Below are 23,307 nucleotides of genomic sequence, written 5' to 3'. Positions count from 1 at the left end.
TCAGAATGCAGCAAAAAACAACAACAAACTTAAAAACCACCAAACACACTATTGAGTTCTCAAACAACACACCCGGCACCCTCACCGGCCGCGCAAACCACCCCGCGACTTTCGCCGCGTGCGGTAGGGCGGACAGTTAGGAACTTCCCGGAGTCCGGGAGTATTCCTCGAAGATGCCGTCGCGCTCTGCGGCTGACCGCGTCGCGGCGACGTGGATTAAGTTACGTGAGTGCTAACAGGGAGTCAAATCGCCTGCTAGATCCCGGTTTCCTACGGCGCCCGCACGCTCAAACTCGCTGTACCCCAGCGATATTCCGTTTCCCGCGCCGCAGCACCAACCAGCGGCCGTGCAAGAAGTGGGACGGCTGTGCCACCCAGTCCTCGCTGTCGATCTTCTCGTTGTTGACCGATACCCCGCCCTCGGCGATCGTCCGTTTGGCGGCGCCCTTGCTCGCCGACAGGCCGGTGGCCACCAACAGGTCGACAATGCCGTCCGGCGAACCTGGTCCCAGCTCGGCCACCGATGTCTCGCGCAACGCTGCGGCCAAGGTGGGCTCGTCGAGCCGCGACAGTTCACCGCGGCCGAACAACGCCTGCGAGGCGTGCTCGACTGCCTCCGTCGCGTTCTGTCCGTGCACCAATGTGGTCAGTTCCTGGGCCAACCGGCGCTGTGCCGCCCGCTCATGCGGTCGCAATGTCGTCGCTTCCTCCAGCTCGGCGAGTTCGCCGGCCGACAAGAACGTGAACCAGCGCAAGTACTTGATGACGTCGGCGTCGGCCGTGTTGACGAAGTACTGGTACCAGGCATAGGGACTGGTCATCTCCGGGTCCAGCCATAGGCTTCCCCCGCCAGTGGACTTACCGAATTTCGTCCCGTCGGCCGCGGTGACCAGCGGCACCGTCAACGCGTGGACCGAAGCCCCTACCGTCTGACGGACCAGCCGCACCCCGGCGATGATGTTGCCCCACTGATCCGAGCCGCCGATCTGCAGTGCACAGCCATACCGCTTGTGCAGCTCCACGTAGTCGTTGGCCTGCAGCAGCATGTAACTGAACTCGGTGTAGGAGATACCGTCCCCGTCCAGCCGGCGCCGGATCGTGTCGCGGTCGAGCATCACGTTGACCGAGAAGTGCTTGCCGACGTCGCGCAAGAAGTCGATTGCGCTCAACTGCGAGGTCCAACTCAGGTTGTTCTCCACGACTGCGCCGCTCGCGGAATCGTCGAAGTCGACGAACCGCTCCAGCTGACCGCGGATCCGCTCGGCCCACTGGGCGACGGTGTCGGTGGTGTTCATCGTCCGCTCGCCGGTGTCGCGGGGGTCACCGATCATGCCAGTCGCACCGCCGGCCAACACGATCGGGCGATGCCCGGCCCGCTGGAATCGCCGAAGTGTGAGCAACGGCACCAGATTTCCCGCGTGCAGGCTCGGCGCGGTCGGGTCGAATCCGCAGTAGACCGTCATCGGCGGCTGCGCGGCCGCCGCGGCGAGCGCGTCGATATCGGTCGACTGGGCGATCAGTTCGCGCCAGCCCAGCTCATCGAGAATCGTCGTGCCCATCCGATGATCTTCCCGCATGGGGTGCGGTCAGTCGCTCGCGCCCGGGAGTGGCGCGCGCGGGCTGCGACGGTAGGCCGAAACTTCCGGACGTCCGGTGAGCCACAACCGCCACGGCCGATCGGCCGCCTGGGACACCCCGACCCGTGGCCCGCTGCTTTCCGGCACTCCTCCGCCGAGCTGCATGGTGACCGGCGAGTCCGGGTCGAACACGTCGACTCCGTTGTCGTCCATCACGATGCCCATCGCTGAACAGAGGTTGCCGGGCCCGCGCGCCAGCGTCTTGGGATGCACCAGCGGGCCGCGCCGCTCATGCGCGAGATCCAGCCCCGACTCGATCGCGGCTGCCCGGATGAGGACCGCCGCGGCTGTGCCATCCGGCCCGCACACCACGTTGGCGCACACATGGATGCCGTGGCTGAGGTAGGTGTAGAGCCGGCCGGGCGGCCCGAACATCACTTTGTTGCGCATGCCCGGGCCCCGGAACGAGTGCGCCGCGCGATCCGGCCACGGCCCGTTCGGCGGCCCGCCGTACGCCTCGACCTCGACGATCAGTGCGCTGACGCCTCGACAGCAGATCACCCCGCCGAGCATCAGGCGCGCCGCCGATACGGGGTCGGTGTCCAGCAGGTCGACGTCCATCGTAAGAAATTCTGCCCCAGGCATTGACCGCGTGGGTGCCGCGCGTGGATTATTCATCATGTGATGAGTTCATCGAGTGATGAATTACTGCGAGACGGCGTCGAGGCTGCCGTCCAGGCCAAGAACCTGAAAGTGGTGCGGGGTAAACGCGTCGCGCTGCACGACTTCTCCGTCACGATCCCGCGCGGCACGATCACCGGACTGCTCGGCCCCTCAGGCTGCGGCAAGACCACATTGATGCGCAGCATCGTCGGCACTCAGATCGTGGGGTCCGGAACCGTGACCGTTCTCGGGCATCCGGCCGGCTCCCCCGCGCTGCGCCACCGCGTCGGCTACGTCACCCAAGCCCCCACGATCTACAACGACCTTCGGGTGATGGACAACGTCCGCTATTTCGCGGCTCTCTACGGCGCCGCCCCGCAAGCGGCCGACCGGGCGGTCGCCGACGTCGGCCTGCTCGATCACGCCGGAGCGTATTGCGGCAATCTGTCCGGCGGCCAACGCACCCGGGTGTCGCTGGCCTGCGCCCTGGTCAGCCGGCCCGACCTACTGGTACTCGACGAACCGACCGTCGGCCTGGACCCGGTGTTGCGAGTGGACCTCTGGGCCCAGTTCGACAAGCTCGCCCGCCGGGGCACCACCTTACTGGTGTCCAGTCATGTGATGGACGAAGCCGACCATTGCAACGACCTGCTGCTCATGCGCGAGGGCCGGCTGCTGGCCCACACCACCCCGGCTTCACTGCGAGACGACACCGGATGCACATCACTGGAGGAAGCATTCCTGTCCATCATCAGGCGCAGCACCGCACCAGCAAGCTGAGTCCGCGCGCCTACCTGGCGACCACGGCCCGCATTCTTCGCCAGCTGCGTGCCGATCGCCGAAGTGTCGCGATGATTCTCGTGGTCCCCAGCGCGGTGATCACGCTGATGTACTTCATGTTCGACAACGTTCGGTCGTCCCCCGGCGCGGGGTCACCGTTTCAGACCGCGTGCCTGATCCTGCTCGGGCTGTTCCCGTTGTTCGTGATGTTCCTCATCACGTCGATCACCATGCAGCGCGAACGGTCCTCGGGCACGCTGGAGCGAATCCTCACCACACCGTTGCGCCGGCTGGACCTGCTGGCCGCCTATGGCACGGCGTTCTCCGTCGCCGCCGCCGCGCAGGCGATCCTGGCCTGCGTCGTCGCGTTCTGGGTGCTGGGCTTCGACACCAAAGGCAGCCCGTTCTGGGTGTTCGTCATCGCCGTCATCAACGCCGTGCTGGGCGTGGGCCTCGGCCTGCTGGCAAGTGCGTTCGCCCGCACCGAGTTTCAGGCCGTGCAGTTCATGCCGGTGTTCATCGTCCCGCAGTTGCTGCTGGCCGGGATCATCGTGCCGCGTAATCAGATGCCGACCTGGCTTCAGTGGATCAGCAACGCGATGCCGGCCAGCTATGCGCTGGAAGCCCTGCGGGAGGTCAACGCCCACACAGGCCTGAACGAGACCGCCATCCGGGACATCGTCGTGGTCCTGGCCTTCGCGGTCGCGGCAATGGCGCTGGCCGCAGCCACCCTGCGGCGGCGCACTCCGTGACCGCGACGCCACAGGCCAAACGGCCAGGCCGCCCTCGCGGCACCTCCGACACCCGGAACCGGATCTTGGCCAATGCCCGAGAGTTGTTCGCCCGCAACGGTATCGACAAGACGTCAATCCGCGCGATCGCCGCCGCCTCCGGCGTCGACTCGGCTCTGGTGCACCATTACTTCGGCACCAAGCAGCAACTGTTCGCCGCAGCGATCAAACTCCCGATCGACCCGATGAGCATCCTGATTCCGTTGCGCGACACCCCGGTCGAAGGACTCGGCCACGTCCTGCCGGCGATCCTGCTGCCGCTGTGGGATTCGGAGATGGGCGCTGGCCTCATCGCCACGATCCGGTCGCTGCTGAGCGGGTCCGATGTCAGCCTGATCCGGTCGTTCTTGGAGGAGATCATCACCGCCGAAGTCGCCCCCCGCGTGGACAACCCGCCGGGCAGTGGGCGACTACGCGTCCAGTTCGTCGCGTCGCAACTGGTGGGTGTGGTGATAGCGCGGTACATCATCGGCATCGAGCCCTTCGCGTCACTGTCACCGGACCGCATCGCCGAGACGATCGCACCGAACCTGCAGCGCTACCTCACCGGGGAGCTGCCCGCGGTCTAGTCCGCGCGCGCCATCAGGCGCTCATGCTCCTCAGGACCGACGTCGGTGGCCTCGTCGACCAGCAACACCGGGATGCCGTCCTCGATGCGGTAGGCCTTGTGCAGTCGGGGGTTGTAGAGAAGGTCGTCGACGAAAAGCAGCGGCCCGCGATCAGCGGGACACACCAGGATGTTGAGCAGTTTCTCGTCGAGCACGGCTACGGGCTCGCAGGTGCGGGCATCACCGGCGCGGTGTTACCGCCGATGGTCGGAGCGCCGTCGCTGGGCATCTGACCGGCGCCCATCACGGCGTTGTTCTGCTGCCGCTGCTGCGCCTGCTGCAGGATCTGCATCTGCGCGAAGATCCTGTTCTGATAGCTGAGCGTGTCTTGGAGCGCGTCGATCAGCGGTTTCTGATTCGGCCGGTACTGCAGGGCATTCTGAATCTCGGCGATGTTCGCGCGCGACGGCTTGATGCCCTGGGCCCGCAGCTTCATCACTGACTTGATCAGATTCGACAGCTGACCACCGCCGGCGCCCTGGTCATAGTTCTGGTCGATGAAAGCCAGCAGCTGGTCGGCGGTCTGGAACTGCGGAACTCCGGAGCCGGAGTCCGGGGTGGCCGGTGCAGTCGTCGGATCGGCCAGCGCCGGCTGGGTACCGACTGCCACCAGGACCCCAGCGGCCAGGGCACCGATCGCCGTGCCGCGAACGGCGCGACGCCAGTGACGTGAAACGGTCTGGGTGGGCATGCATTCCTCCGACGCGTTGGCACCTGGGACTCTCGGCGAGCCTAACAGCGCTTCGCGACCTGGGCAGAAGCTCAGTCTTGGGTACCACTGAGATGAGCACGTGCCGCAGCCGTGAAGCGCCTGTACTTCCCCGTATCGGGCTCCAAATGCCAGGCGTTACGCGTCGCCTTGGGCACCCCTTCGGCGCGCAACGCCGATGCCGTCGGCCGATAGGTGGCGCTGAGCGGGATTTCCGGCACCACGTGGACCACGTCAGGAGGCGGCCCGAACGGCATTGCCGCGAACGCGTCGGTGAGATCGGCGGACGTGACCGTCATGCCGGGGCGCAGCGTGATCGCGGTGACGGCGATGGTGCCGCCTGGCACCTCGACCCCGTACGTCGCGGCGAGGTCGACTGCGGTGATCCAGGTGACCGCATCGGTGACCGACTCCGGGAACACCACTCCGCGGGCGGTACGGATCAGCAGCGGGCGATTCCCCAGCAGCCAGAAGTCGCCGTCGGCGTCACGGCGGAACACGTATTCGGTAGAGATCCAGGTGTCGCCCGGGGCGAAGACGCCGCGCTTGACGGACGCGGTCGGGTCGATGGGTCCCCATGGCCGGGCCAGCAGCACACCGACCTCATGCGGTTCGGCAACCACGACGAACCCGCGGTCGTCCTCCAGGATCAGGTCGTCGACCGGGTCGTAGGCGGCCAATTCGACGTGGCCGCCGCCGGGTAGGGGACGGCCCTTGCTGCCCACTTTGGCGCCGGACACGTTGGCCAGCACGGCCTGACCATCGGTGGTGGCGAAGAACTCCACGATGTTGGCGGGTGCGAACGCATCAACGGTTCGCAGCCACAGCCCGGGCGGCATACCCGAGCCGATGAACAACCGGACCGGATGGTTGCCGCGCAGAGAGAGGGACGGGTCGTCAGTGCCATCCACGACGTCGCGCAGCATCGTCCAGGTGTAGGACACCACGGTGACGCCGTACTGGCGGATTTCGGCCAGGAAGCGCTCGGGTTGCAGCCCGCGCGACAGGGCGATGCGGGTGCCGCCGACAACCGCGCCACCGAGGCTGACCAGCAGCCCGGACTGGTGGTGCAGCGGGGTTAGGCAGTAGACGGTGTCGCCGCGACCGAGGGCAGCGGCCGACGCGGTGCCGAACGCCGACAAAGCCCACCGGTAGTTGGTCATCTGCTTGGGCACCAGCACCCCGCCGACCGAATTGAACGCGACGAACGCCAGGTCACGGGCGAAGCCGGGGTTGGGCCGGTACCAGCCCGGCAGCTCGACGGCGTCCGGGTCGATCTTCTCCATGTCGATGACGTTGCTGTCGCCAGGCAGGTTGAGGTCGCGACTCTCGCCGCCGCCGAGCACCAATGCCTGGACGGGCAGCTTGAGCGCGGCCTCGAGGTTGCCCGGGTCGGTGATGACCTCGGTGACGCCGCCCAGCCGGATGGCCTCGTCGAGGTCGGCGTCGGGCGGCATCAATACGGCGACGGCACCCAGTCGGGATAGCGCGGCGATGGCCACCAGCGCCGAGGGCCGGGTGTCCATCAGGACGCCGACCCGTCCTCCTTGGCGGACGCCGACCCCGATCAGGCCGCGCACCACGTTGTTGATCCGTCGGTTGACCGCTTCGTAGGTGTGCACTCGGCCGTCGAACAGCAGGAACTCGCCGTTGGGGGCGCCCGCCGCCTGCTCGTCGATGATGCGGCCCAGCGAGATCCGGGTGTGGTCGTTGATCTGGCCGAGCCGGGTCAGCCGCGGCAGCGTGCGCGCGGTCTCAACCGCCAGGGTGCGCATCGACTTGTTGGCGTTGACCACCGCATCAGCCGCCCCGCGGGCCGCCGACAGCGCCAGGCCCGACACCTCGGCCACGCCGTGCACCAGCCGCGCGGACAGCGCGACCCCGGTGTCGTCGGGCTCGGCGGTGTTGTCCTGCATGGGGGCGATATTGGCCGGCCGGGAGTCCTGCCCGGACTGCCAGCGCACCCAATCCGCCACCGTCGGCCAGGTCGACGTCGCCGCCTTGGATCCCACGACCAGGCCGAAGTGTCCGGCCCGGATCATCACCTCGTAAACCTCGGCACCGGGTGCGGCGCGTTTGATACCGCGGACTGACGCGGGCTGACCGATGTCGTCGACCTCGCCGACGAACGCCAACACCGGGCAGGTGATGTCGGACAGCGTCACCAGCTGGCCGTTGATGGCGAACCCGCCCGACATCATCCGGTTGTGCGCGATGAACTGCTTGAGCAGCTCGGAGACCGCGGGGCCGGACCAGGCGATCCAGCCCTCGGAGTCCAGGAAGCGCCGCTGCTGCTCGCGTGGCAGCAGTGCGTCACGGTCGTGCAGCTGGAACAGGAAGTCCAGCCGCGCCTTGGCGGTCTTGAGCGGGTCCAGCATCTGAAATCCGGTGCGGGCCAGCCAGCCGGGGATGTCGATGCGGTTGAAGACGTGGTCGGCCATGAAGTCGGCAGCAACCGCGCCGAGGTTGGGTGGGATCCCCATCGGCAGGGCCGCCAGGGTGTCGACCGGCGAACCGAACGCGACGATGCTGGCGATGTCCTTGGTGCGCCGGTAGGCCGCGGTCTGGTAGCAGAACATGCCGCCCTGCGAGTAGCCGGCCAGGTGCACGCTCTGGCCGGTCTCTTCCTTGACGGTGTCGATGGCCTCGCTGAGCCCGACGATGTGGTCGGTCAGGGTGCGCTCCATGCCGCCCTCGACCTCGTCGGGCGAGCCGAAGTCGATGACCCACGGGTCGATCCCGCCCTCATGCAGGATGCCGACGGCGCCGTCCTCGCGGGTGACGTCCCACATGTTCGCCGACATCATCATCGGGTGCACCATCAGCACCGGCGGGCCGGCGGGCCGCTGCCCCGGCCTGTTGTCCGGCGGGAAGTAGCGCCGGAGTTTGTACATCGGTTTGTTCTCGACGATCTGATAGGGCGAGGGCACCGCGCCCGTCTCCAACCCACCCCAGCGCAGCACCTCGAAACCGTTCTGCGCCGTCGCCATCAGACGTTCCACAGGCCTGGTGAACGCCGACAAGTTCAGATCCACGGGTCTACTCCCCTGTCCCACGTCGCTGCTGCTTGAGGCCCCGACAGCCAGCACATCATGGCATAACGGCGATCCGCGTCCCGCTGGTTTGGTGCGCCACCCGTAGGGTCTTTCCAGTGGCACACCTGCTCGGCGCCGAAGCGCTCCATCTCGAATATCCGACTCAGGTGGTCTTCGAATCCGTGACCGTCGGCGTGAACGACGGTGCGCGCATCGGCATCGTCGGGCGCAACGGCGACGGCAAGTCCAGCCTGCTGGGCATGCTCACCGGGCGCCTCACCCCCGACTCAGGCCGTGTGACCCAGCGCGGCGGCCTTCGCGTCGCCGAATTGGATCAGGCCGACACCATGGCCCCGGAGGCCGCCGTCGGCTCGCTGCTCGTCGGCGACATTCCCGAGCACGAGTGGGCGGGTAACCCTCGCATCCGGGACGTCGTGGCCGGTCTGGTCGCCGATATCGACTGGCAGACTCCGGTGGCCCAACTCTCCGGTGGCCAGCGGCGCCGAGTCCAGTTGGCGGCACTACTGATCGGCGACTGGGATGTGATCGCCCTCGATGAGCCGACCAACCACCTCGACATCGAAGGCATCACCTGGCTGGCCGAGCACCTCAAGACACGCTGGGCGCGCACCGTGGGCGGACTGCTGATCGTCACCCACGACCGCTGGTTCCTCGACGAGGTCGCCACCACCACGTGGGAGGTTCACGACGGGGTCGTCGAACCGTTCGACGGCGGTTATGCCGCCTACGTGCTGCAGCGGGTCGAGCGCGACCGCGTGGCGGCGGCGGCCGAGGCCAAGCGCCAGAACCTGATGCGCAAGGAACTCGCCTGGCTGCGGCGTGGGGCGCCGGCCCGCACCTCCAAGCCGAAGTTCCGCATCGACGCGGCCAACCAGCTGATCGAGGACGTGCCGCCGATCCGCAACGGGGTGGAGCTGGCGAAGCTGGCCACCGCCCGACTGGGCAAGGATGTCATCGACCTGCTCGACGTGTCGGTTTCGTTCGACGGGAAACCGGTTCTGCGCGAAGTGGAATGGCGCATCGCACCCGGCGAGCGCACTGGCATCGTGGGGGCCAACGGCGCAGGCAAGTCGACACTGCTGGGGTTGATCGCCGCGACCGTGGCCCCCGATTCCGGTCGGGTCAAGCGCGGCAAGACGGTGCAGCTGGCCATGCTCGACCAGCAGTCCAGCCAGCTCACCGACATCGCCGGCGACATGGTCCGCGAGGTCGTCGGCCGCCTCAAGACGGACTATCAGGTGGACGGCAAGGACATCACGCCGACACAGTTGTTGGAACGCTTGGGTTTTCGCCGCGAACAGTTGTCGTCACGGGTGGGTGAACTGTCCGGCGGCCAGCGCCGGCGGTTGCAGCTGATGCTGACGCTGCTCGAGGAACCCAATGTGCTGGTGCTCGACGAGCCGACCAACGACGTGGACATCGACATGCTCTCGGCCACTGAGGATCTGCTCGACTCGTGGCCGGGCACGCTGATCGTGGTCTCGCATGACCGGTATCTGCTCGAGCGGGTGACCGACCAGCAGTACGCGATCCTCGACGGACATCTGCGTCATCTGCCGGGCGGCATTGACGAGTATCTGCGGATCAAGGCACGCCGAGATCTCAGTGGCACGTCGGGGCCGGCCCGCGAGCCTGACTCCCCGGCACTCTCCGGCGCCGAATTGCGCAGTGTGGAAAAGGAAATCGCCTCCCTGGACCGGGCGCTGGCCAAGCTCTCCGACCGGGTGAACGCCAAGCATGTCGAGCTGGCCGAGCACGACCAGTCCGACCACGTCGGCCTCGGACGGTTGACCAAGGAGCTGCGCGAGCTGGAGTCCGAGGTGGCCGAGAAGGAGAACCGCTGGCTGGAGCTCTCCGAACTGGTCGACTAGGTCGCGTGCGCGACGGCGTCCGGCATGGGAAACACGCGGACGAGCAGCAGCCCGCACGCCGCGACGATGCCGCAGATCAGGATGGTGTGGCTCACCCCGACCTGAGTTGCGATCAGGCCGAACAGGAAACTACCCGTAGCCAGCGAGCCCTGCAGGACCAGCGAGTAGAAGGATGTCATCAGACCACGCATGTCGGCCGGTGACGCCGTCTGGATCGCCCATTGGTGCGCCACAGTGAGGATGCCCCAGCAGAATCCGGCAACCAGCAGGAACGAGGCGTCGAGCAGCATGCTGTCCCATTGGCTGATGCCGAGCACAGCGAGCGAAAAACCGCCCAGCGCAGTCGAACTCAACGTGCCCATGCGTGCCCGACCCTGCAGCCACGGCATCAGCGACACCGCCGAGACCGTCCCCAGTGCGAGCGAGGTCAGCAGGCCGCCGTATCCGATGACCTCGGTCTGGATGTTCTCCTTGGCCTCCAGCGGGAGTAACGCCACCATGCCGGTGCACGGCATCATGAACACGGCCAATCGGATCAGCGGGCCGTACAGCTGGCGCGATGCCCGAAGCACACGCCATCCGTCGGAGAAGGAGGCCAGCGCTTCTCGGGAAGACCTTGCGTCGCTGCGCTTTCCGGCCGCTGGCCTGGGCACTCGCCGGACGACGGCGATCATCACCAGGTGAGATAGCGCCCTGGTTCCCAACACCAGCATCGCGCCTTTGAATCCGACCAGCAGTCCACCGGTCAGTGGGCCGACGACCTGGGCGAGCTTGTTGCTCAGGGAGTTGAACGAGATCGCCGAGACCAGCTGATCCGACGGAAGTAGGTCGTGCAGAAAGGGTTTCCATGCCGACTGCTGGAAGACCAGTCCGATTCCGATGATCGACAAAGCCACCAACAATGACCAGGCGTTGAGGTACCCGCTGAACGTGAGTGCCGCCAGACCCGCCACCGCGAGCAGCATCCAGGTGTGCGCACCGAGCAGAAGGCGCCGGTGACCGTAGAGGTCCGACATGATCCCGGCCGGTAAAGCGAGCAGGAGGAACGGCAGGCTGGTAGCCGTCTGCACCATACTCACCATGAGGGGGTTCGTGGTCAACGACAGCATCACCCACGCCGAACCGAGCAACAGCATGACCAGACCGATGCTGGAAAGCAGGTTGGCCGCCCACAATTCACGGAACTGGCGCTGACGAAACAGCTTGTATCCCCCGCCTGACCCCCGGTTGCTCACCGCAGACGCAAGCGCAATCTGTCCGCGGTGTCCCGCACGACCTTCAGTTGGTTGGCCACCTGCACCGGCGCGGTGCCGCCGCGGGCGTCGCGGGACGAGACCGACCCGTCGACGGTGAGCACCTCGCGGACGTCGGGAGTCAGCTGATCGCTGATCTGCGCCAACTCCTCGTCGGTCAATTCGTCGAGTCCGACACTGCGGCCTTCGGCGGTCCGCACCGCTTTGCCGGCGGCTTCATGGGCGACCCGGAACGGCACGCCCCGGCGCACCAGCCATTCGGCGACGTCGGTAGCCAGGGTGTAACCGGCCGGCGCGAGTGCGGCCATCCGTTCGGTATCGAAGACCAGGGTGCCGACGAGACCCGCCATTGCCGGCAGCACCAGTTCCAGCTGGGCGACGGAGTCGAACACCGGCTCCTTGTCCTCCTGCAGGTCCCGGTTGTAGGCCAGCGGCTGGGCCTTGAGGGTGGCCAGCAGACCCGTGAGGTTGCCGATCAGACGCCCGGACTTGCCGCGAGCCAACTCGGCGATGTCGGGGTTCTTCTTCTGAGGCATGATGGAACTGCCGGTCGACCAGGCGTCGTGCAATCTGGCATAGCCGAATTCGGTTGTGCTCCAGAGGATGATGTCCTCCGCAAGCCGGGACAAGTCCACGGCGATCATCGCCAGCACGAAGGCGGCCTCGGCGGCGAAGTCGCGGGAGGCGGTCGCGTCGATCGAATTGTCCGCCGCCGCAGCGAATCCGAGCTCTTCGGCGATGGCGTCCGGATCCAGGCCCAGCGACGAGCCGGCGAGCGCGCCCGCACCGTACGGCGACACCGCGGTGCGGTCGTCGAAGTCGGCGATGCGGTCGACGTCACGCAACAGCGGGTGCGCATGCGCCAGCAGATGGTGCGCCAGCAGGACAGGCTGAGCAGCCTGCAGGTGCGTCTTACCAGGCATGATCGCCGTCGGGTGCGCGGCAGCCTGGGTGGCCAGCGCCGACACCACCTGCAGCACGCCGTCGGCGACCCGGCGCATGGCGTCGCGCAGCCACATTCGTAACAGTGTGGCCACCTGGTCGTTGCGGGACCGCCCGGCTCGCAGCCGGCCGCCGAGGTCAGCTCCGACCCGGTCGATCAGGCCGCGCTCCAGCGCGCCGTGCACGTCCTCATCGCTGACCAGCGGTGCGAAGCTGCCGTCGGCCACGTCCTGGCCCAAGCTGTCCAGGCCGGCCAGCAGCCCGTCCCGCTGCTCGTCGGTCAGCAGGCCTGCCCGGTGGAGCACCTTGGCGTGTGCCTTGGAAGCGGCGACGTCATAGGGCGCGAGCACCCAGTCGAAATGCGTGGACTTGCTCAGCGCCGCCAGCGCGGGCGCAGGCCCGTCGGCGAAACGCCCACCCCACAGCGAGCCCTCGTTGGTGGTCACGTCTGATTGCCTGCCAAGTCCCGGCGCGCCGCGATCTTGGACGACAGGCCGTGCACGTGCACGAAGCCCTTGGCCGACGACTGGTCGAAGGTATCCCCTTCGTCGTAGGTCGCGAGGTTGAAGTCGTACAGCGACGTCGGGCTGCGCCGACCGTTGACGGCGATGTGCCCACCGTGCAACACCATCCGGATCTCGCCGGTGACGTGCTCTTGGGTGTTGGCGACGAAGGCCTCCAGCGACCGCTTCAGCGGCGAGAACCACAGCCCGTCGTAGACCAGCTCGCCCCACTTGCGGTCGGTCCCCCGCTTGAACCGGCCCAGCTCGCGTTCCAGCGTCACGTGCTCGAGCTCGGTGTGCGCGGTGATCAACACCATTGCGCCTGGGGCTTCGTAGATCTCGCGGCTCTTGATGCCGACCAGCCGGTCCTCGACGACGTCGAGGCGGCCGACGCCCTGGGCACCGGCGCGCCGGTTGAGTTCGACGATGGCCTCCAGCACCGTGACCGGATTGCCGTCGATGGAGACCGGCACGCCGCGCTCGAAGCCGACGATCACCTCGTCGGGGGTGTTCCAGTTGAGCGTCGGGTCCTCGGTGTAGTCGTAGACGTCCTTGGTCGGCGCGTTCCAAAGATGTTCCAGGAAACCAGTTTCCACCGCGCGGCCCCACACATTCTGGTCGATGGAGAACGGTGAGCGCTTGGTGACGTTGATCGGGATGGCGTTCTCCTCGGCGAACGCGATCGCCTTCTCGCGGGTCCAGGCGTAGTCACGGACCGGAGCGAGCACCTCCAGATCGGGTGCCAGTGAGGCGAATCCGACCTCGAAGCGAACCTGGTCGTTACCCTTGCCGGTGCAGCCGTGCGCGACGATGCCGCCGCGGTGTTCGCGGGCGGCGGCCACCAGGTGCTTGACGATCAGCGGTCGGCTCAGTGCCGACACCAGCGGGTAGCGGTCCATGTAGAGGGCGTTGGACTGGATGGCCGGCAGGCAGTACTGCTCGGCGAACTCGTCGCGAGCGTCCACCACCACCGCTTCGACGGCGCCGCAATCCAGGGCGCGCTGGCGAACGACGTCCATGTCCTCGCCACCCTGGCCGAGATCGATGGCGACGGCCACCACCTCTTTGCCGGTCTCCTTGCCGATCCAGCTGATCGCCACCGAGGTGTCCAGGCCGCCGGAATACGCCAAGATGACGCGTTCGGACATGAAGTGCTCCTTTGTCTTTGGTCTCTAGTGGATGGTCTCGAACATGGTGGCCAGTTGCGCGCCGGTCATCGGCTCGCGGGCCACCACAAAGATGGTGTCGTCGCCGGCGATCGTGCCCACCACGTCCGGCAGCGCCGCGCGGTCGATGGCACTGGCCAGATAGTGCGCCGCTCCGGGCGGGGTGCGCAGTACGGCCAGGTTACCGCTGGCGTCGGTGGACACCAGAAGGTCGGCGAGCAGGCGCGATACGCGCTCGGTGCCGCCAGACACCCCACGTACCGGGCTGCCGTCCTCGGGCACGACGTAGACGCCCACCCCGCCGTCAGCACCGCGCAGCTTGACCGCCCCGAGTTCTTCGAGGTCGCGTGACAGGGTCGCCTGGGTCACGTCGATGCCCTCGCCGGCCAGGAGCGCGGCGAGTTCGCTCTGGCTGTGTACCGAACGTGAGGACAGCAGCGCCACGATCCGGGCTTGCCGCCCGGCCCGGGTGGTGCTGACCTCGCTGGTCATCGGTGCTCCTGCTGGCTCATCGGTGCTCCAACAGCCACACCAGGAGTGCCTTCTGTGCATGCAGCCGGTTCTCGGCCTCGTCCCACACCACACTGTGCGGGCCGTCGATCACCTCATCGGTGATCTCGTGGCCACGGTGCGCCGGAAGGCAATGCAGCACAATAGCTTCCGAATCAGCGTGGGACAGCAGGCCGGCGTTGAGCTGGAACGGCCGGAACGGTAAAACCCGATCCAGGCCGTCGTTCTCCTGCCCCATCGACGTCCAGGTGTCGGTGACCAGCACGTCCGCCCCCTTTGCCCCGGCCACTGCATCGGAGGTGAGGGTGACCGTAGCGCCGGTCTCCCGGGCCCGGCGCTCGGCGGCGGCCACGAAAAGCGGGTGAGGTTCGAAACCGGCTGGCGCGGCGATCGTGACGTGGATGCCGGCGGTGACCCCGCCGAGCATCAGCGAGTGCGCCATGTTGTTGGCGCCGTCACCGAAGTAAGTCATCCGCAGCCCATTCAGAGAGCCCTTGCGCTCGGCCAGCGTCTGCAGGTCGGCGAGCACCTGGCACGGATGGAACTCGTCGGACAACGCATTGACCACGGGAACCGTTGCCGCCGAGGCCATCGCGTTGAGCCGTTGCTGGGCGAAGGTGCGCCAGACGATCGCGTCGACGTAGCGCGACAGCACCCGGCCGGTGTCTTCGAGCGTCTCCTCCCGGCCGAGCTGGGTGGCGCGACCGTCGACGACGACAGCGTGACCGCCGAGCTGGGCGATACCCACCTCGAAGGAGAACCGGGTGCGGGTGGAGTTCTTGTCGAAGATCACCGCCACCCCGCGTGGCCCCTCCAGCGGACGACGGCCCATCGGGTCCTTCTTGAGTGTGGCTGCCAGCTCGAGGATTTCGGCCTGCTCCTGGGGAGCCAGGTCGTCGTCGCGCAGGAAGTGCCTCAGTGTGCTCATTGGGCCGCCTCGTCAAGGATTGCCGGTAATGCGGTCAGGAAGTCGTCGATCTGCACTTCGGTGATGATCAGCGGCGGGGCCAGCCGGACCACATCCGGGGCAGCGGCATTGACCAGGAATCCGGCATCGCGGGCGGCGGTTTCGACGGCCTTGCCCTGCGGAGCGGTCAAGACCACGCCGCGCAGCAGGCCCCGGCCCCTGACGTGATCGACCAGCGGATGGCCCAACGATTCGATGCCGTGGCTCAGTGTCTTGCCGAGCAGGTCGGCGCGGTTGACCAGATCCTCTTGGGCCAGCACCTTGAGCACTGCCAGCGCCGCCGCTGTGCACACCGGATTGCCGCCGAAAGTGCTGCCGTGCAGCCCAGGGGTCAACAGGTCTGCGGTGTCGCCGAGGGCCAGGCACGCCCCGATCGGCAGTCCCCCGCCGAGACCCTTTGCCAGCGTCACGATGTCGGGAGTTATGCCGTCGTGCTGATGGGCGAAGAACGCGCCGGTGCGCCCGACGCCGGTCTGGACCTCGTCGAGGACCAGCAGGGCGCCGTGGCGGCTGGTGATCTCGCGCGCGGCGGCCAGGTAGCCCTCCGGCGGCACCACGACGCCACCCTCACCCATGATCGGTTCGAGGAACACCGCGGCGGTCTGGTCGCTGACCGCTGCATCGAGCGCATCGACGTCGCCGTACGGCACGTGGGTGACGTCGCCCGGTAGCGGTTCGAACGGCGCCTGCTTGGTGGGCTGCCCGGTCAGCGCCAGCGACCCCATGGTGCGGCCGTGGAATGCGTTTTGGGCGGCAACGAGTTTCGTGCGCCCGGTCAGCCGGGTGATCTTAAAGGCGACCTCGTTGGCCTCGGTACCGGAGTTGCAGAAGAAGACCCGCGCCGGGGTGTCGAGCTGGTCGACGAGCGCCTCGGCCAGCGCGATACCGGGTTCGGTGGCGTACAGGTTCGAGGTATGGCCCAGGGTGTTCAGCTGGGTGGTGACGGCCTCGATGATCGCCGGGTGCCGGTGGCCGAGGATGTTGACCGCGATACCGCCGAGCAGGTCTAGGTAGGTCTTGCCGTTCTCGTCGGTCACGACGGCGCCGTCACCGCTGGCCAGAGCCAGCGGCGGAGTGCCGTAGTTGTCCATCATGATGTCGGACCAGCGCTCCAGAAGAGTCATGAGTGAACCACCTTCGTGCCGGTGCCTTCATCGGTGAACAACTCCACCAGCACACAATGTTCGACGCGGCCATCGATCACATGCGCGCTGGGGACCCCGCCTTCGACAGCACGCAGGCACGCCTCGATCTTAGGGATCATGCCGGTTTCCAGGTTAGGCAGCAGCTCGGTCAGCGTGTCCGTGTCAATCTGGCTGACCAGCGAATTCCGGTCAGGCCAGCGGGTGTACAGACCTTCGACATCGGTGAGCATCAGCAGCTTCTCAGCACCCAGCGCTCTGGCGACCGCGGCCGCGGCGGTGTCGGCGTTGATGTTGTGCACCACACCGTCGCCGTCAGGGGCGATCGTCGAGATCACCGGAATACGCCCGGCGGCAATCAGATCCAGGACGGCGGCGGTGTTGACGTGCTCAACGTCGCCGACCAGACCGATGTCGGTCAGCACCCCGTCGACGGTGACACCACGGCGCACCGCGGTGAACAGCTGCGCGTCCTCCCCGGTGATCCCGACGGCGTAGGGGCCGTGGGCGTTGATGAGGTTCACCAGTTCACGACCGACCTGACCGAACAGCACCATCCGTGCGACGTCGAGCACCTCGGGAGTGGTGACCCGGAAGCCGCCCTTGAATTCACCTGGGATACCCAGCTTTTTGAGCATCGCGCTGATCTGCGGGCCGCCGCCGTGCACGACGACGGGATGGATGCCCGCATTGCGCAGGAACACCATGTCGTCGGCGAACGCGGCCTTGAGCCGGTCGTCGGTCATCGCGTTGCCGCCGTACTTGACCACGACGATCTTGCCGTTGAGCTGCTTGAGCCACGGCAGCGCTTCGGCGAGCACTGCGGCCTTGGTGTTGATGGTCGTGGTCATGAACTGTAGGCCGAGTTTTCTTCGACGTAGGCGTGGGAGAGGTCGGTGGTGCGGATGGTGGCCTGTCCGTCGCCGAGCCTCAGGTCGACAGTGACGTCGATATCGGCGCCGGCGAGGTCGATCTCGCGGGCGCCGGGCGCGCCGGCGCCGTCGACGCAGACCGGGAAGCCGTTGAACGACACGGTGATCCGCTGCGCGTTGATCTCGAAGGGCACCATGCCCACCGCGGCCAGCACCCGGCCCCAATTCGGGTCGGAGCCGAACAGCGCGGTCTTGACCAGGCTGTCGCGGGCGACTATCCGGGCCGCGATGACGGCGTCGTCGTCGCTCGGCGCACCGGTGACGGTGATCGCGACGCGCTTGGTGACACCTTCGGCGTCGGCCTGCAGCTGTGCGCAGAGGTCGTCGCAGACCCGCAGCACGGCCTCGTCCAGATCCTCTTGGCTGGGTGCGATCTCGCTGGCACCCGAGGCGAGCAGCAGAACGGTGTCGTTGGTTGAGCAGCTGCCGTCGACGTCGAGCCGGTCGAAGGTCTTGGCGGTGGCGCGGCGCAGCGCGGTGTCCAGGGCGGCGGCGTCGGCCACGGCGTCGGTGGTCAGTACGACGAGCATGGTGGCCAGCGAGGGCGCAAGCATCCCGGCACCCTTGGCCATACCGCCGACGGTCCAGTTCTCCCCCGACTCGATCGAATGGTGCAGGGCAACCTGTTTGGGCACAGTGTCGGTGGTCATGATGGCGCGTGCGGCTTCCTCACCGCCGGTGAGTCCGCCCCCGAGCTCATGGACGATCTCGGTGACGCCGGCAAGGACCTTGTTCATCGGTAGCCGGTCACCGATCAGACCTGTCGAGCAGACAGCGACCTCGACGGGTCCGGTCTCGGTGCCCCACTCAGACAGCGCCGCGGCGACCGCTTCGGCGGTGGCGTGGGTGTCCTGGAAACCACCAGCTCCCGTGCAGGCGTTGGCGCCACCGGAATTCAGCAGCACCGCACGCAGCCGGCCGGTGGACAACACCTGCTGGCTCCAGAGCACCGGGGCGGCCTTGACCTGGTTACGGGTGAACACCCCGGCGGCCGCATAATCGGGACCTTCGTTGAACACCAGCGCCAGGTCGAGCGCGCCGGATGCCTTGATACCGGCGGCGATGCCCGTTGCGCGGAAGCCGGACGGTGCCGTAACCCCTTGATTCCGAACCAGTTTGGTCCCTTCAATGAGCGTCACGGCGCCACCCCCACAATCGACAGTCCTTCGGTCTCCGCCCAGCCCAGCGCAAGGTTCATTGACTGGACCGCGGCACCGGCCGTGCCCTTCACCAGGTTGTCGATGGCGCACACCGCAACCAGCACACCGGCGTCGGCGTCGACGGCCACCGCGAGTTGTGCGGCGTTACTGCCGATCACCGCGCCCGTGCGAGGCAGCTGCCCTTCGGGCAGCAGGTGAATGAACGGTTCGGCGTCATAAGCCTTTTCGTAGGCCGCGCGAATCTGGGACAGCGGCGCCTGCGTACGGGCCGTGCAGGTAGCCAGGATGCCCCGGGAGGTGGGGATCAGCACCGGGGTGAACGACACGGTGACGGTGCGGTCGGTCACCGCGCGCAACCCCTGGGCGATCTCCGGGGTGTGCCGGTGCGCGCCCGCGATGTTGTAGGCCCGCGCCGAGCCGATGACCTCGGAGCCCAGCAGGTCGACCTTGGCGGAGCGGCCGGCACCGGAGGTGCCGCTGACCGCCACGACGGTGACATGGGGTTCGACGAGATCCTCGGCGACCGCGGGCAGCAGGGCCAGCAGCGCTGCCGTCGGATAGCAGCCGGGCACCGCGATGCGGGTGGCCTCACGCAGCCGGTCCCGGCCGCCGGGCAGCTCGGGCAGCCCGTACGGCCAGCTGCCGGCGTAGGGCGAGCCGTAGAAGCGCTCCCAGTCGCCGGCGTCGGTGAGCCGGAAGTCGGCGCCGCAGTCGATGACCAGAGTGCCGTCGCCGAGCTGCTCGGCCAGCGCCGCGGAGTGGCCGTGCGGCAGGGCCAGAAAAACCACGTCATGACCGGCCAGGACGGCGAGGTCGGTGGGTTCCAGCACCCGATCGGCCAGCGGCAGCAGATGCGGGTGGTGCTCGGACAGGTGAGTGCCCGCGCTGGCGGCGGCGGTGAGCGCGCCGATGGTCAGACGGCCGTCCGCGTAGGCCGGATGCCCGAGCAACAAACGCAGGATCTCACCGCCGGCATAGCCGCTGGCGCCGGCAATCGCCACCGAAGTCATGTCCCGATATTTGCATGGTTATGCAACACAATGCAAACTAATTACCGTCGGGGTCGACGACGTGCAGCGATCCACTCGCCAAAGTTCGGCCGCCTGTTGGTTTGGGCGTCCATCAACCGCGGAGTACGGCGCCGAGGCGCTCGGCCGCCGCGGCAACGGCGGCGTCTCGCGCGGCGCTGGCCTCGTCCTCAGTCAACGTCCGGTCCGTCGCCCGGAACCGCAGCGCCAAGGTCAGCGACTTGCGATCCTCGCCGATCTGCGGCCCGACGTACACGTCGAACAGCGCCACATCCTCAAGTAGGTCCCCGGCGCCGTCGCGCACCGCGTCCACCACGGCCTGGGCGGCGACGTCGGCCGCGACCACCAGGCTGACGTCCTGGAACACCGCCGGGAAGGGGGACACCTTCGGGGCGGGCAGCGTCTCGGCGATCGGCACGGCGTCCAGACACAGCTCGACGGCACAGGTGCCCTTCGGCAAGCCGGAACGCTCGATCACCGCGGGATGCAGCTGGCCGGCATGCCCGACGACGCGCCCGTCGACGACCACCTCGGCGCAGCGCCCCGGGTGCCACGGCAGGTACTGCGCGGCTCGCAGTGTCACATCGACACCACAGGCGCGGGCGATGATCCGCACCGCCTCGAAAGCGTCGGCAGCCTCGACCGGACGGCCCAGCCCCCATGGGCCGCGTGGCTCCCGTAACCCGGTCAGCACCGCGCCCACGTGGACAGGTTGGCGCGGCAGCGAGGCGTCCAGCGCCGCGATCTCGTCGTCGGTCGGCCGGCGATGCGTCGGGATCAGCTCGACGCCTCTGGTTTCCTCGGTCGGATGTACGACCTGGGCGATGGAGAACAGCGCGACGTCGACGAAACCGCGGGAGACGTTGCGGGACAACGCTTCCAGCAATGCCGGCAGCAGTGTGGTGGCCAGATTCGGCCGGTCGGCCTCCAATGGGTTGAGCACCAAGGTGGTGGCGCGCCGCGAATCGTCGTCGGACAGGCCCCACTGATCGAAGATCCCGGCGGGCAGAAACGGGGTGGGCAGGATCTCGACGTAGCCGGACAGTCCCAGGGACTTGCCCACCGCGCGGCGCCGCTTCTGCACTGCGGTCAGCCCACGGCCGGCGGGTGCGGTGGGCAGCACCGAAGGGATCTTGTCGAGGCCCTCCAGCCGCAGCACCTCCTCGACGAGGTCGGCGGGCTGTATCAGATCGGGCCGCCAGCTCGGCGGTGTCACCACCAGGATCGCGGGGTCGGCACCGTCCTCAGCGACGTCGGCGCCGATCTGGGTCAGGCGCTTGAAGGCGGCACCAGCTTCGTACTCCACCCCGGCCATCCGGTCGGGCAGATCGAATCGCATCCGCACCGGAGCCGGTGACCAGTTGTCCCGTGGCGGGTCGCCGCGCCAGTCGGTGAGAACGGGTTCGACAGTGCCGCCGGCGATTTGGGCGAGCAGCGCGGCACACCGGTCCAGGGCGGCCACCGAGATGGCCGGATCGACGGAGCGTTCGTAGCGCCGGCCTGCCTCGCTGACGAGGTGCAGACGGCGGATCGTGCGGGATACCGCGGCAGGATCCCAGACCGCGGCCTCCAGCAGGATGTCGGTGGAGTCGTCGTCGATCTCGGTGGTCCCGGCACCCATCACGCCGCCGATGGCGGCGGTCGCGACATCGTCGACGATGAGCACATCACCCGGATCGAGCTTGCGTTCGATGTCGTCCAGCGTGACGACGGTCTCCCCCGGCTGGGCGAACCGGACGACGAATTCACCGTTGATGCGGCTTCGGTCGTGCGCGTGCATCGGATGGCCGATTTCGAGCATCACGTAGTTGGTGACGTCGACCGCCGGTGAGATCGGCCGGATGCCGGAGAGCATCAGGCGCCGGCGCAGCCACCACGGCGAGAGCGCCTTCGGGTCGATCCCGGAGACCGGCCGCAGCGCGAAACGGCTGACGCCGGTGCCGGATTCGACGGTCACCGGCAGCGCCGGGCCCTCGGCAGGCAACGGTGCAACGTCGGCGGGGTCCACGAAATCCAGGTCGTAGGCGCAGGCGATCTCGCGGGCGATGCCACGCACCGACATGCAGTAGCCCCGATCCGGGGTGACTGCCAAGTCGAATACGACGTCGTCGAGGCCGAGCACGGCGATACCGTCGTCTCCTGGCTCTGCGGTGCCCGGGGGCAGCACGATGATACCGGAATGATCTGCGCCCAAGCCTAATTCGGCGGCCGAGCAGATCATGCCGTCGGAGAGCCGGCCGTAGGTCTTGCGGCTGGCGATGTGGAAGTCACCGGGGAGCGTGGTGCCGGGCAATGCCACCACCACGAGATCGCCGACAGCGAAGTTCGTTGCACCGCAGACGATGTCGCGGTCGAGTTCCTCACCGACGTTGACCTTGCAGGCCCGGATCGGCTTCTTGAACTCCGCGAGCTCCTCGATCGAGGTGACCCGTCCGACGGTCAGCGGCCCGCTGACCGGCCCGAGCGTGATGATGTCCTCGACTTCGTGGCCGACGCGGATCAGCGCCTGTTCCAGGTCGTGCGGGTCCACGTCCCAGCCCGGGGCGCCGCGCTGAACGACCTCGCGTAGCCAGCTGTAGGGAAGGCGCATCAGACTCCGACCCCGAACGGCAGTGAGAACCGCACGTCCCCTTCGACCATGTCGCGCATGTCGGGGATGCCGTTGCGGAACTGCAGAGTGCGCTCCAAGCCCATGCCGAACGCGAAGCCCGAGTACTCGTCGGGGTCGATGCCCGCGGCGCGCAACACATTCGGGTTGACCATGCCGCAGCCGCCCCACTCGACCCAGCCGGCGCCGCCCTTCTTGTTGGGGAACCAGATGTCGACCTCGGCCGAGGGCTCGGTGAACGGGAAGAAGTGCGGCCGCATCCTGGTGCGCGCGGTCGGCCCGAACTCTGAACGGGCGAACGCGTCCAGCGTGCCGCGCAGGTGGGCCATCGTCAGGCCACGATCCACCGCCAGACCCTCCACCTGATGGAAGACGGGCGTGTGGGTGGAGTCGAGCTCGTCGGTGCGGAACGTGCGGCCGATGGACACGATGTACACCGGCAGCTCGCGATCCAGCAGCGTGCGCACCTGCACCGGGGAGGTGTGGGTGCGCAGCAGCTGCCGCGACCCCTCTGGCGCGATGTGGAAGGTGTCGGACTCGCTGCGAGCCGGATGGTCAGGCGGAAAGTTCAGCGCGTCGAAGTTGAACTGCTCGGTCTCGACCTCGGGCCCCTCGGCCAGCTCCCAGCCCATCGCGACGAACGTGTCGGCGATGTGCTCGGCCAGGATCGTGATCGGATGTCGCGCCCCGATGGGCTCGCGGGTCGAGGGCAGAGTGACGTCGATGGCCTCGGCCACGAGGACCGCCGCGTCGCGTTCGGCACGCAACACCGCCAGACGCTCGTCGTAGCTGTGCTGCGCGTCGCCCCGGGCGACGTTGACCAATTTGCCTGCCTCGGAGCGATCCTGCTTGGGCAGAGTGGCCAGCGCCTGGCGGGCCAGCGCCAGCGGGGCGCGGTCGCCGAGGTGCTCGGTCTTGGCGCGCGCCAGCGCGTCGAGGTCGGCAGCCAGGTCGAAGGCATGCCGGGCCGCGCTGACGGCTGCGGTCAACGATTCCTGCGACAAGTCGACTGGTTGGTCACCCACGCGGCAAGACACTCCT

Annotated in this window: 20 protein-coding genes; 4 read left to right on the top strand and 16 right to left on the bottom strand. The window is 67.7% G+C overall.

The features are described from left to right. Window positions 1-287: 287 nt before the first annotated feature. Window positions 288-1,559 (bottom strand): tyrosine--tRNA ligase, encoded by a 1,272-nt coding sequence (gene tyrS / locus CG716_RS27370; RefSeq protein ID WP_094484282.1) that lies wholly within the window; start codon window positions 1,557-1,559, stop codon window positions 288-290. Between the two features lie 27 nt (window positions 1,560-1,586). Further along, complete coding sequence (locus tag CG716_RS27365; protein WP_094484281.1) at window positions 1,587-2,198, bottom strand: DNA-3-methyladenine glycosylase; 612 nt, start codon at window positions 2,196-2,198, stop codon at window positions 1,587-1,589. A gap of 60 nt (window positions 2,199-2,258) precedes the next feature. On the opposite strand from CG716_RS27365, the gene CG716_RS27360 reads away from it, so the two are divergent. The 3 genes from CG716_RS27360 to CG716_RS27350 are packed head-to-tail and all read left to right on the top strand — an operon-like array spanning window position 2,259 to window position 4,380. Continuing rightward, a complete protein-coding gene (locus tag CG716_RS27360; protein WP_094484280.1) occupies window positions 2,259-3,020 on the top strand; it encodes an ABC transporter ATP-binding protein in 762 nt (253 codons plus the stop codon). After that, the gene (locus tag CG716_RS27355; protein WP_165774325.1) at window positions 2,957-3,772 is read left to right on the top strand and encodes an ABC transporter permease; all 816 of its coding nucleotides are present in this window, start codon (window positions 2,957-2,959) and stop codon (window positions 3,770-3,772) included. Before CG716_RS27360 ends, CG716_RS27355 begins: the two co-directional genes overlap by 64 nt. Further along, entirely contained in the window at window positions 3,769-4,380 is a 612-nt protein-coding gene (locus tag CG716_RS27350; RefSeq protein ID WP_094484279.1) for a TetR/AcrR family transcriptional regulator, read from the top strand. Before CG716_RS27355 ends, CG716_RS27350 begins: the two co-directional genes overlap by 4 nt. On the opposite strand, the gene CG716_RS27345 is transcribed toward CG716_RS27350, so the two are convergent. The 3 genes from CG716_RS27345 to CG716_RS27335 form a co-directional block, all read right to left on the bottom strand. Beyond that, window positions 4,377-4,574 (bottom strand): Trm112 family protein, encoded by a 198-nt coding sequence (locus CG716_RS27345; protein WP_094484278.1) that lies wholly within the window; start codon window positions 4,572-4,574, stop codon window positions 4,377-4,379. The genes CG716_RS27350 and CG716_RS27345 overlap by 4 nt on opposite strands. A 2-nt stretch (window positions 4,575-4,576) precedes the next feature. Further along, entirely contained in the window at window positions 4,577-5,110 is a 534-nt protein-coding gene (locus CG716_RS27340; RefSeq protein ID WP_094484277.1) for a hypothetical protein, read from the bottom strand. 71 nt (window positions 5,111-5,181) lie between these two features. Next, on the bottom strand, window positions 5,182-8,163 hold the full coding sequence (locus CG716_RS27335) for an acyl-CoA synthetase (RefSeq protein WP_094484276.1): 2,982 nt from the start codon (window positions 8,161-8,163) through the stop codon (window positions 5,182-5,184). Between the two features lie 116 nt (window positions 8,164-8,279). Here CG716_RS27335 and CG716_RS27330 point away from each other — a divergent pair, with 116 nt between their 5' ends. After that, complete coding sequence (locus tag CG716_RS27330; RefSeq protein ID WP_094484275.1) at window positions 8,280-10,055, top strand: ABC-F family ATP-binding cassette domain-containing protein; 1,776 nt, start codon at window positions 8,280-8,282, stop codon at window positions 10,053-10,055. Here CG716_RS27330 and CG716_RS27325 read toward each other — a convergent pair. The 11 genes from CG716_RS27325 to pheS all read right to left on the bottom strand — a co-directional run bounded on the left by CG716_RS27325 (window position 10,052) and on the right by pheS (window position 23,291). Next, window positions 10,052-11,290, bottom strand: a complete 1,239-nt coding sequence (locus CG716_RS27325) for an MFS transporter (protein ID WP_165774324.1) — start codon at window positions 11,288-11,290, stop codon at window positions 10,052-10,054. The two genes, CG716_RS27330 and CG716_RS27325, sit on opposite strands and share 4 nt — an antisense overlap. Continuing rightward, window positions 11,287-12,696, bottom strand: a complete 1,410-nt coding sequence (gene argH, locus CG716_RS27320; RefSeq protein ID WP_094484273.1) for an argininosuccinate lyase — start codon at window positions 12,694-12,696, stop codon at window positions 11,287-11,289. Before argH ends, CG716_RS27325 begins: the two co-directional genes overlap by 4 nt. Continuing rightward, window positions 12,693-13,901 carry an argininosuccinate synthase gene (locus tag CG716_RS27315; protein ID WP_094484272.1) on the bottom strand — a complete coding sequence of 403 codons (1,209 nt, stop codon included), beginning with the start codon at window positions 13,899-13,901 and terminating at the stop codon, window positions 12,693-12,695. Before CG716_RS27315 ends, argH begins: the two co-directional genes overlap by 4 nt. Window positions 13,902-13,925: 24 nt before the next feature. Then, the gene (locus CG716_RS27310) at window positions 13,926-14,411 is read right to left on the bottom strand and encodes an arginine repressor (RefSeq protein ID WP_094484271.1); all 486 of its coding nucleotides are present in this window, start codon (window positions 14,409-14,411) and stop codon (window positions 13,926-13,928) included. Between the two features lie 16 nt (window positions 14,412-14,427). Further along, on the bottom strand, window positions 14,428-15,357 hold the full coding sequence (gene argF / locus CG716_RS27305; protein WP_094484270.1) for an ornithine carbamoyltransferase: 930 nt from the start codon (window positions 15,355-15,357) through the stop codon (window positions 14,428-14,430). Further along, a complete protein-coding gene (locus CG716_RS27300) occupies window positions 15,354-16,520 on the bottom strand; it encodes an acetylornithine transaminase (RefSeq protein WP_094484269.1) in 1,167 nt (388 codons plus the stop codon). Before CG716_RS27300 ends, argF begins: the two co-directional genes overlap by 4 nt. After that, window positions 16,517-17,389 (bottom strand): acetylglutamate kinase, encoded by an 873-nt coding sequence (argB, locus tag CG716_RS27295; RefSeq protein WP_094484268.1) that lies wholly within the window; start codon window positions 17,387-17,389, stop codon window positions 16,517-16,519. The genes CG716_RS27300 and argB overlap by 4 nt, the downstream gene beginning before the upstream one ends. After that, window positions 17,386-18,609, bottom strand: a complete 1,224-nt coding sequence (gene argJ / locus CG716_RS27290; RefSeq protein WP_234818065.1) for a bifunctional glutamate N-acetyltransferase/amino-acid acetyltransferase ArgJ — start codon at window positions 18,607-18,609, stop codon at window positions 17,386-17,388. The genes argB and argJ overlap by 4 nt, the downstream gene beginning before the upstream one ends. After that, window positions 18,606-19,640, bottom strand: coding sequence for an N-acetyl-gamma-glutamyl-phosphate reductase (argC, locus tag CG716_RS27285; RefSeq protein WP_094484267.1), 1,035 nt, complete (start codon window positions 19,638-19,640; stop codon window positions 18,606-18,608). The genes argJ and argC overlap by 4 nt, the downstream gene beginning before the upstream one ends. A gap of 112 nt (window positions 19,641-19,752) precedes the next feature. Beyond that, the gene (pheT, locus tag CG716_RS27280) at window positions 19,753-22,248 is read right to left on the bottom strand and encodes a phenylalanine--tRNA ligase subunit beta (RefSeq protein WP_094484266.1); all 2,496 of its coding nucleotides are present in this window, start codon (window positions 22,246-22,248) and stop codon (window positions 19,753-19,755) included. Continuing rightward, window positions 22,248-23,291: a phenylalanine--tRNA ligase subunit alpha gene (pheS, locus tag CG716_RS27275; protein WP_094484265.1), complete on the bottom strand. Its 1,044-nt coding sequence runs from the start codon at window positions 23,289-23,291 to the stop codon at window positions 22,248-22,250. The genes pheT and pheS overlap by 1 nt, the downstream gene beginning before the upstream one ends. Between the last annotated feature and the right edge of the window lie 16 nt (window positions 23,292-23,307).

Origin of the sequence: Mycolicibacterium sphagni, assembly GCF_002250655.1 — a bacterium.
GTDB lineage: Bacteria > Actinomycetota > Actinomycetes > Mycobacteriales > Mycobacteriaceae > Mycobacterium > Mycobacterium sphagni.
Note: the sequence above shows the minus strand (reverse complement) of the source record. Positions and strands in the feature narration are given on the sequence as shown.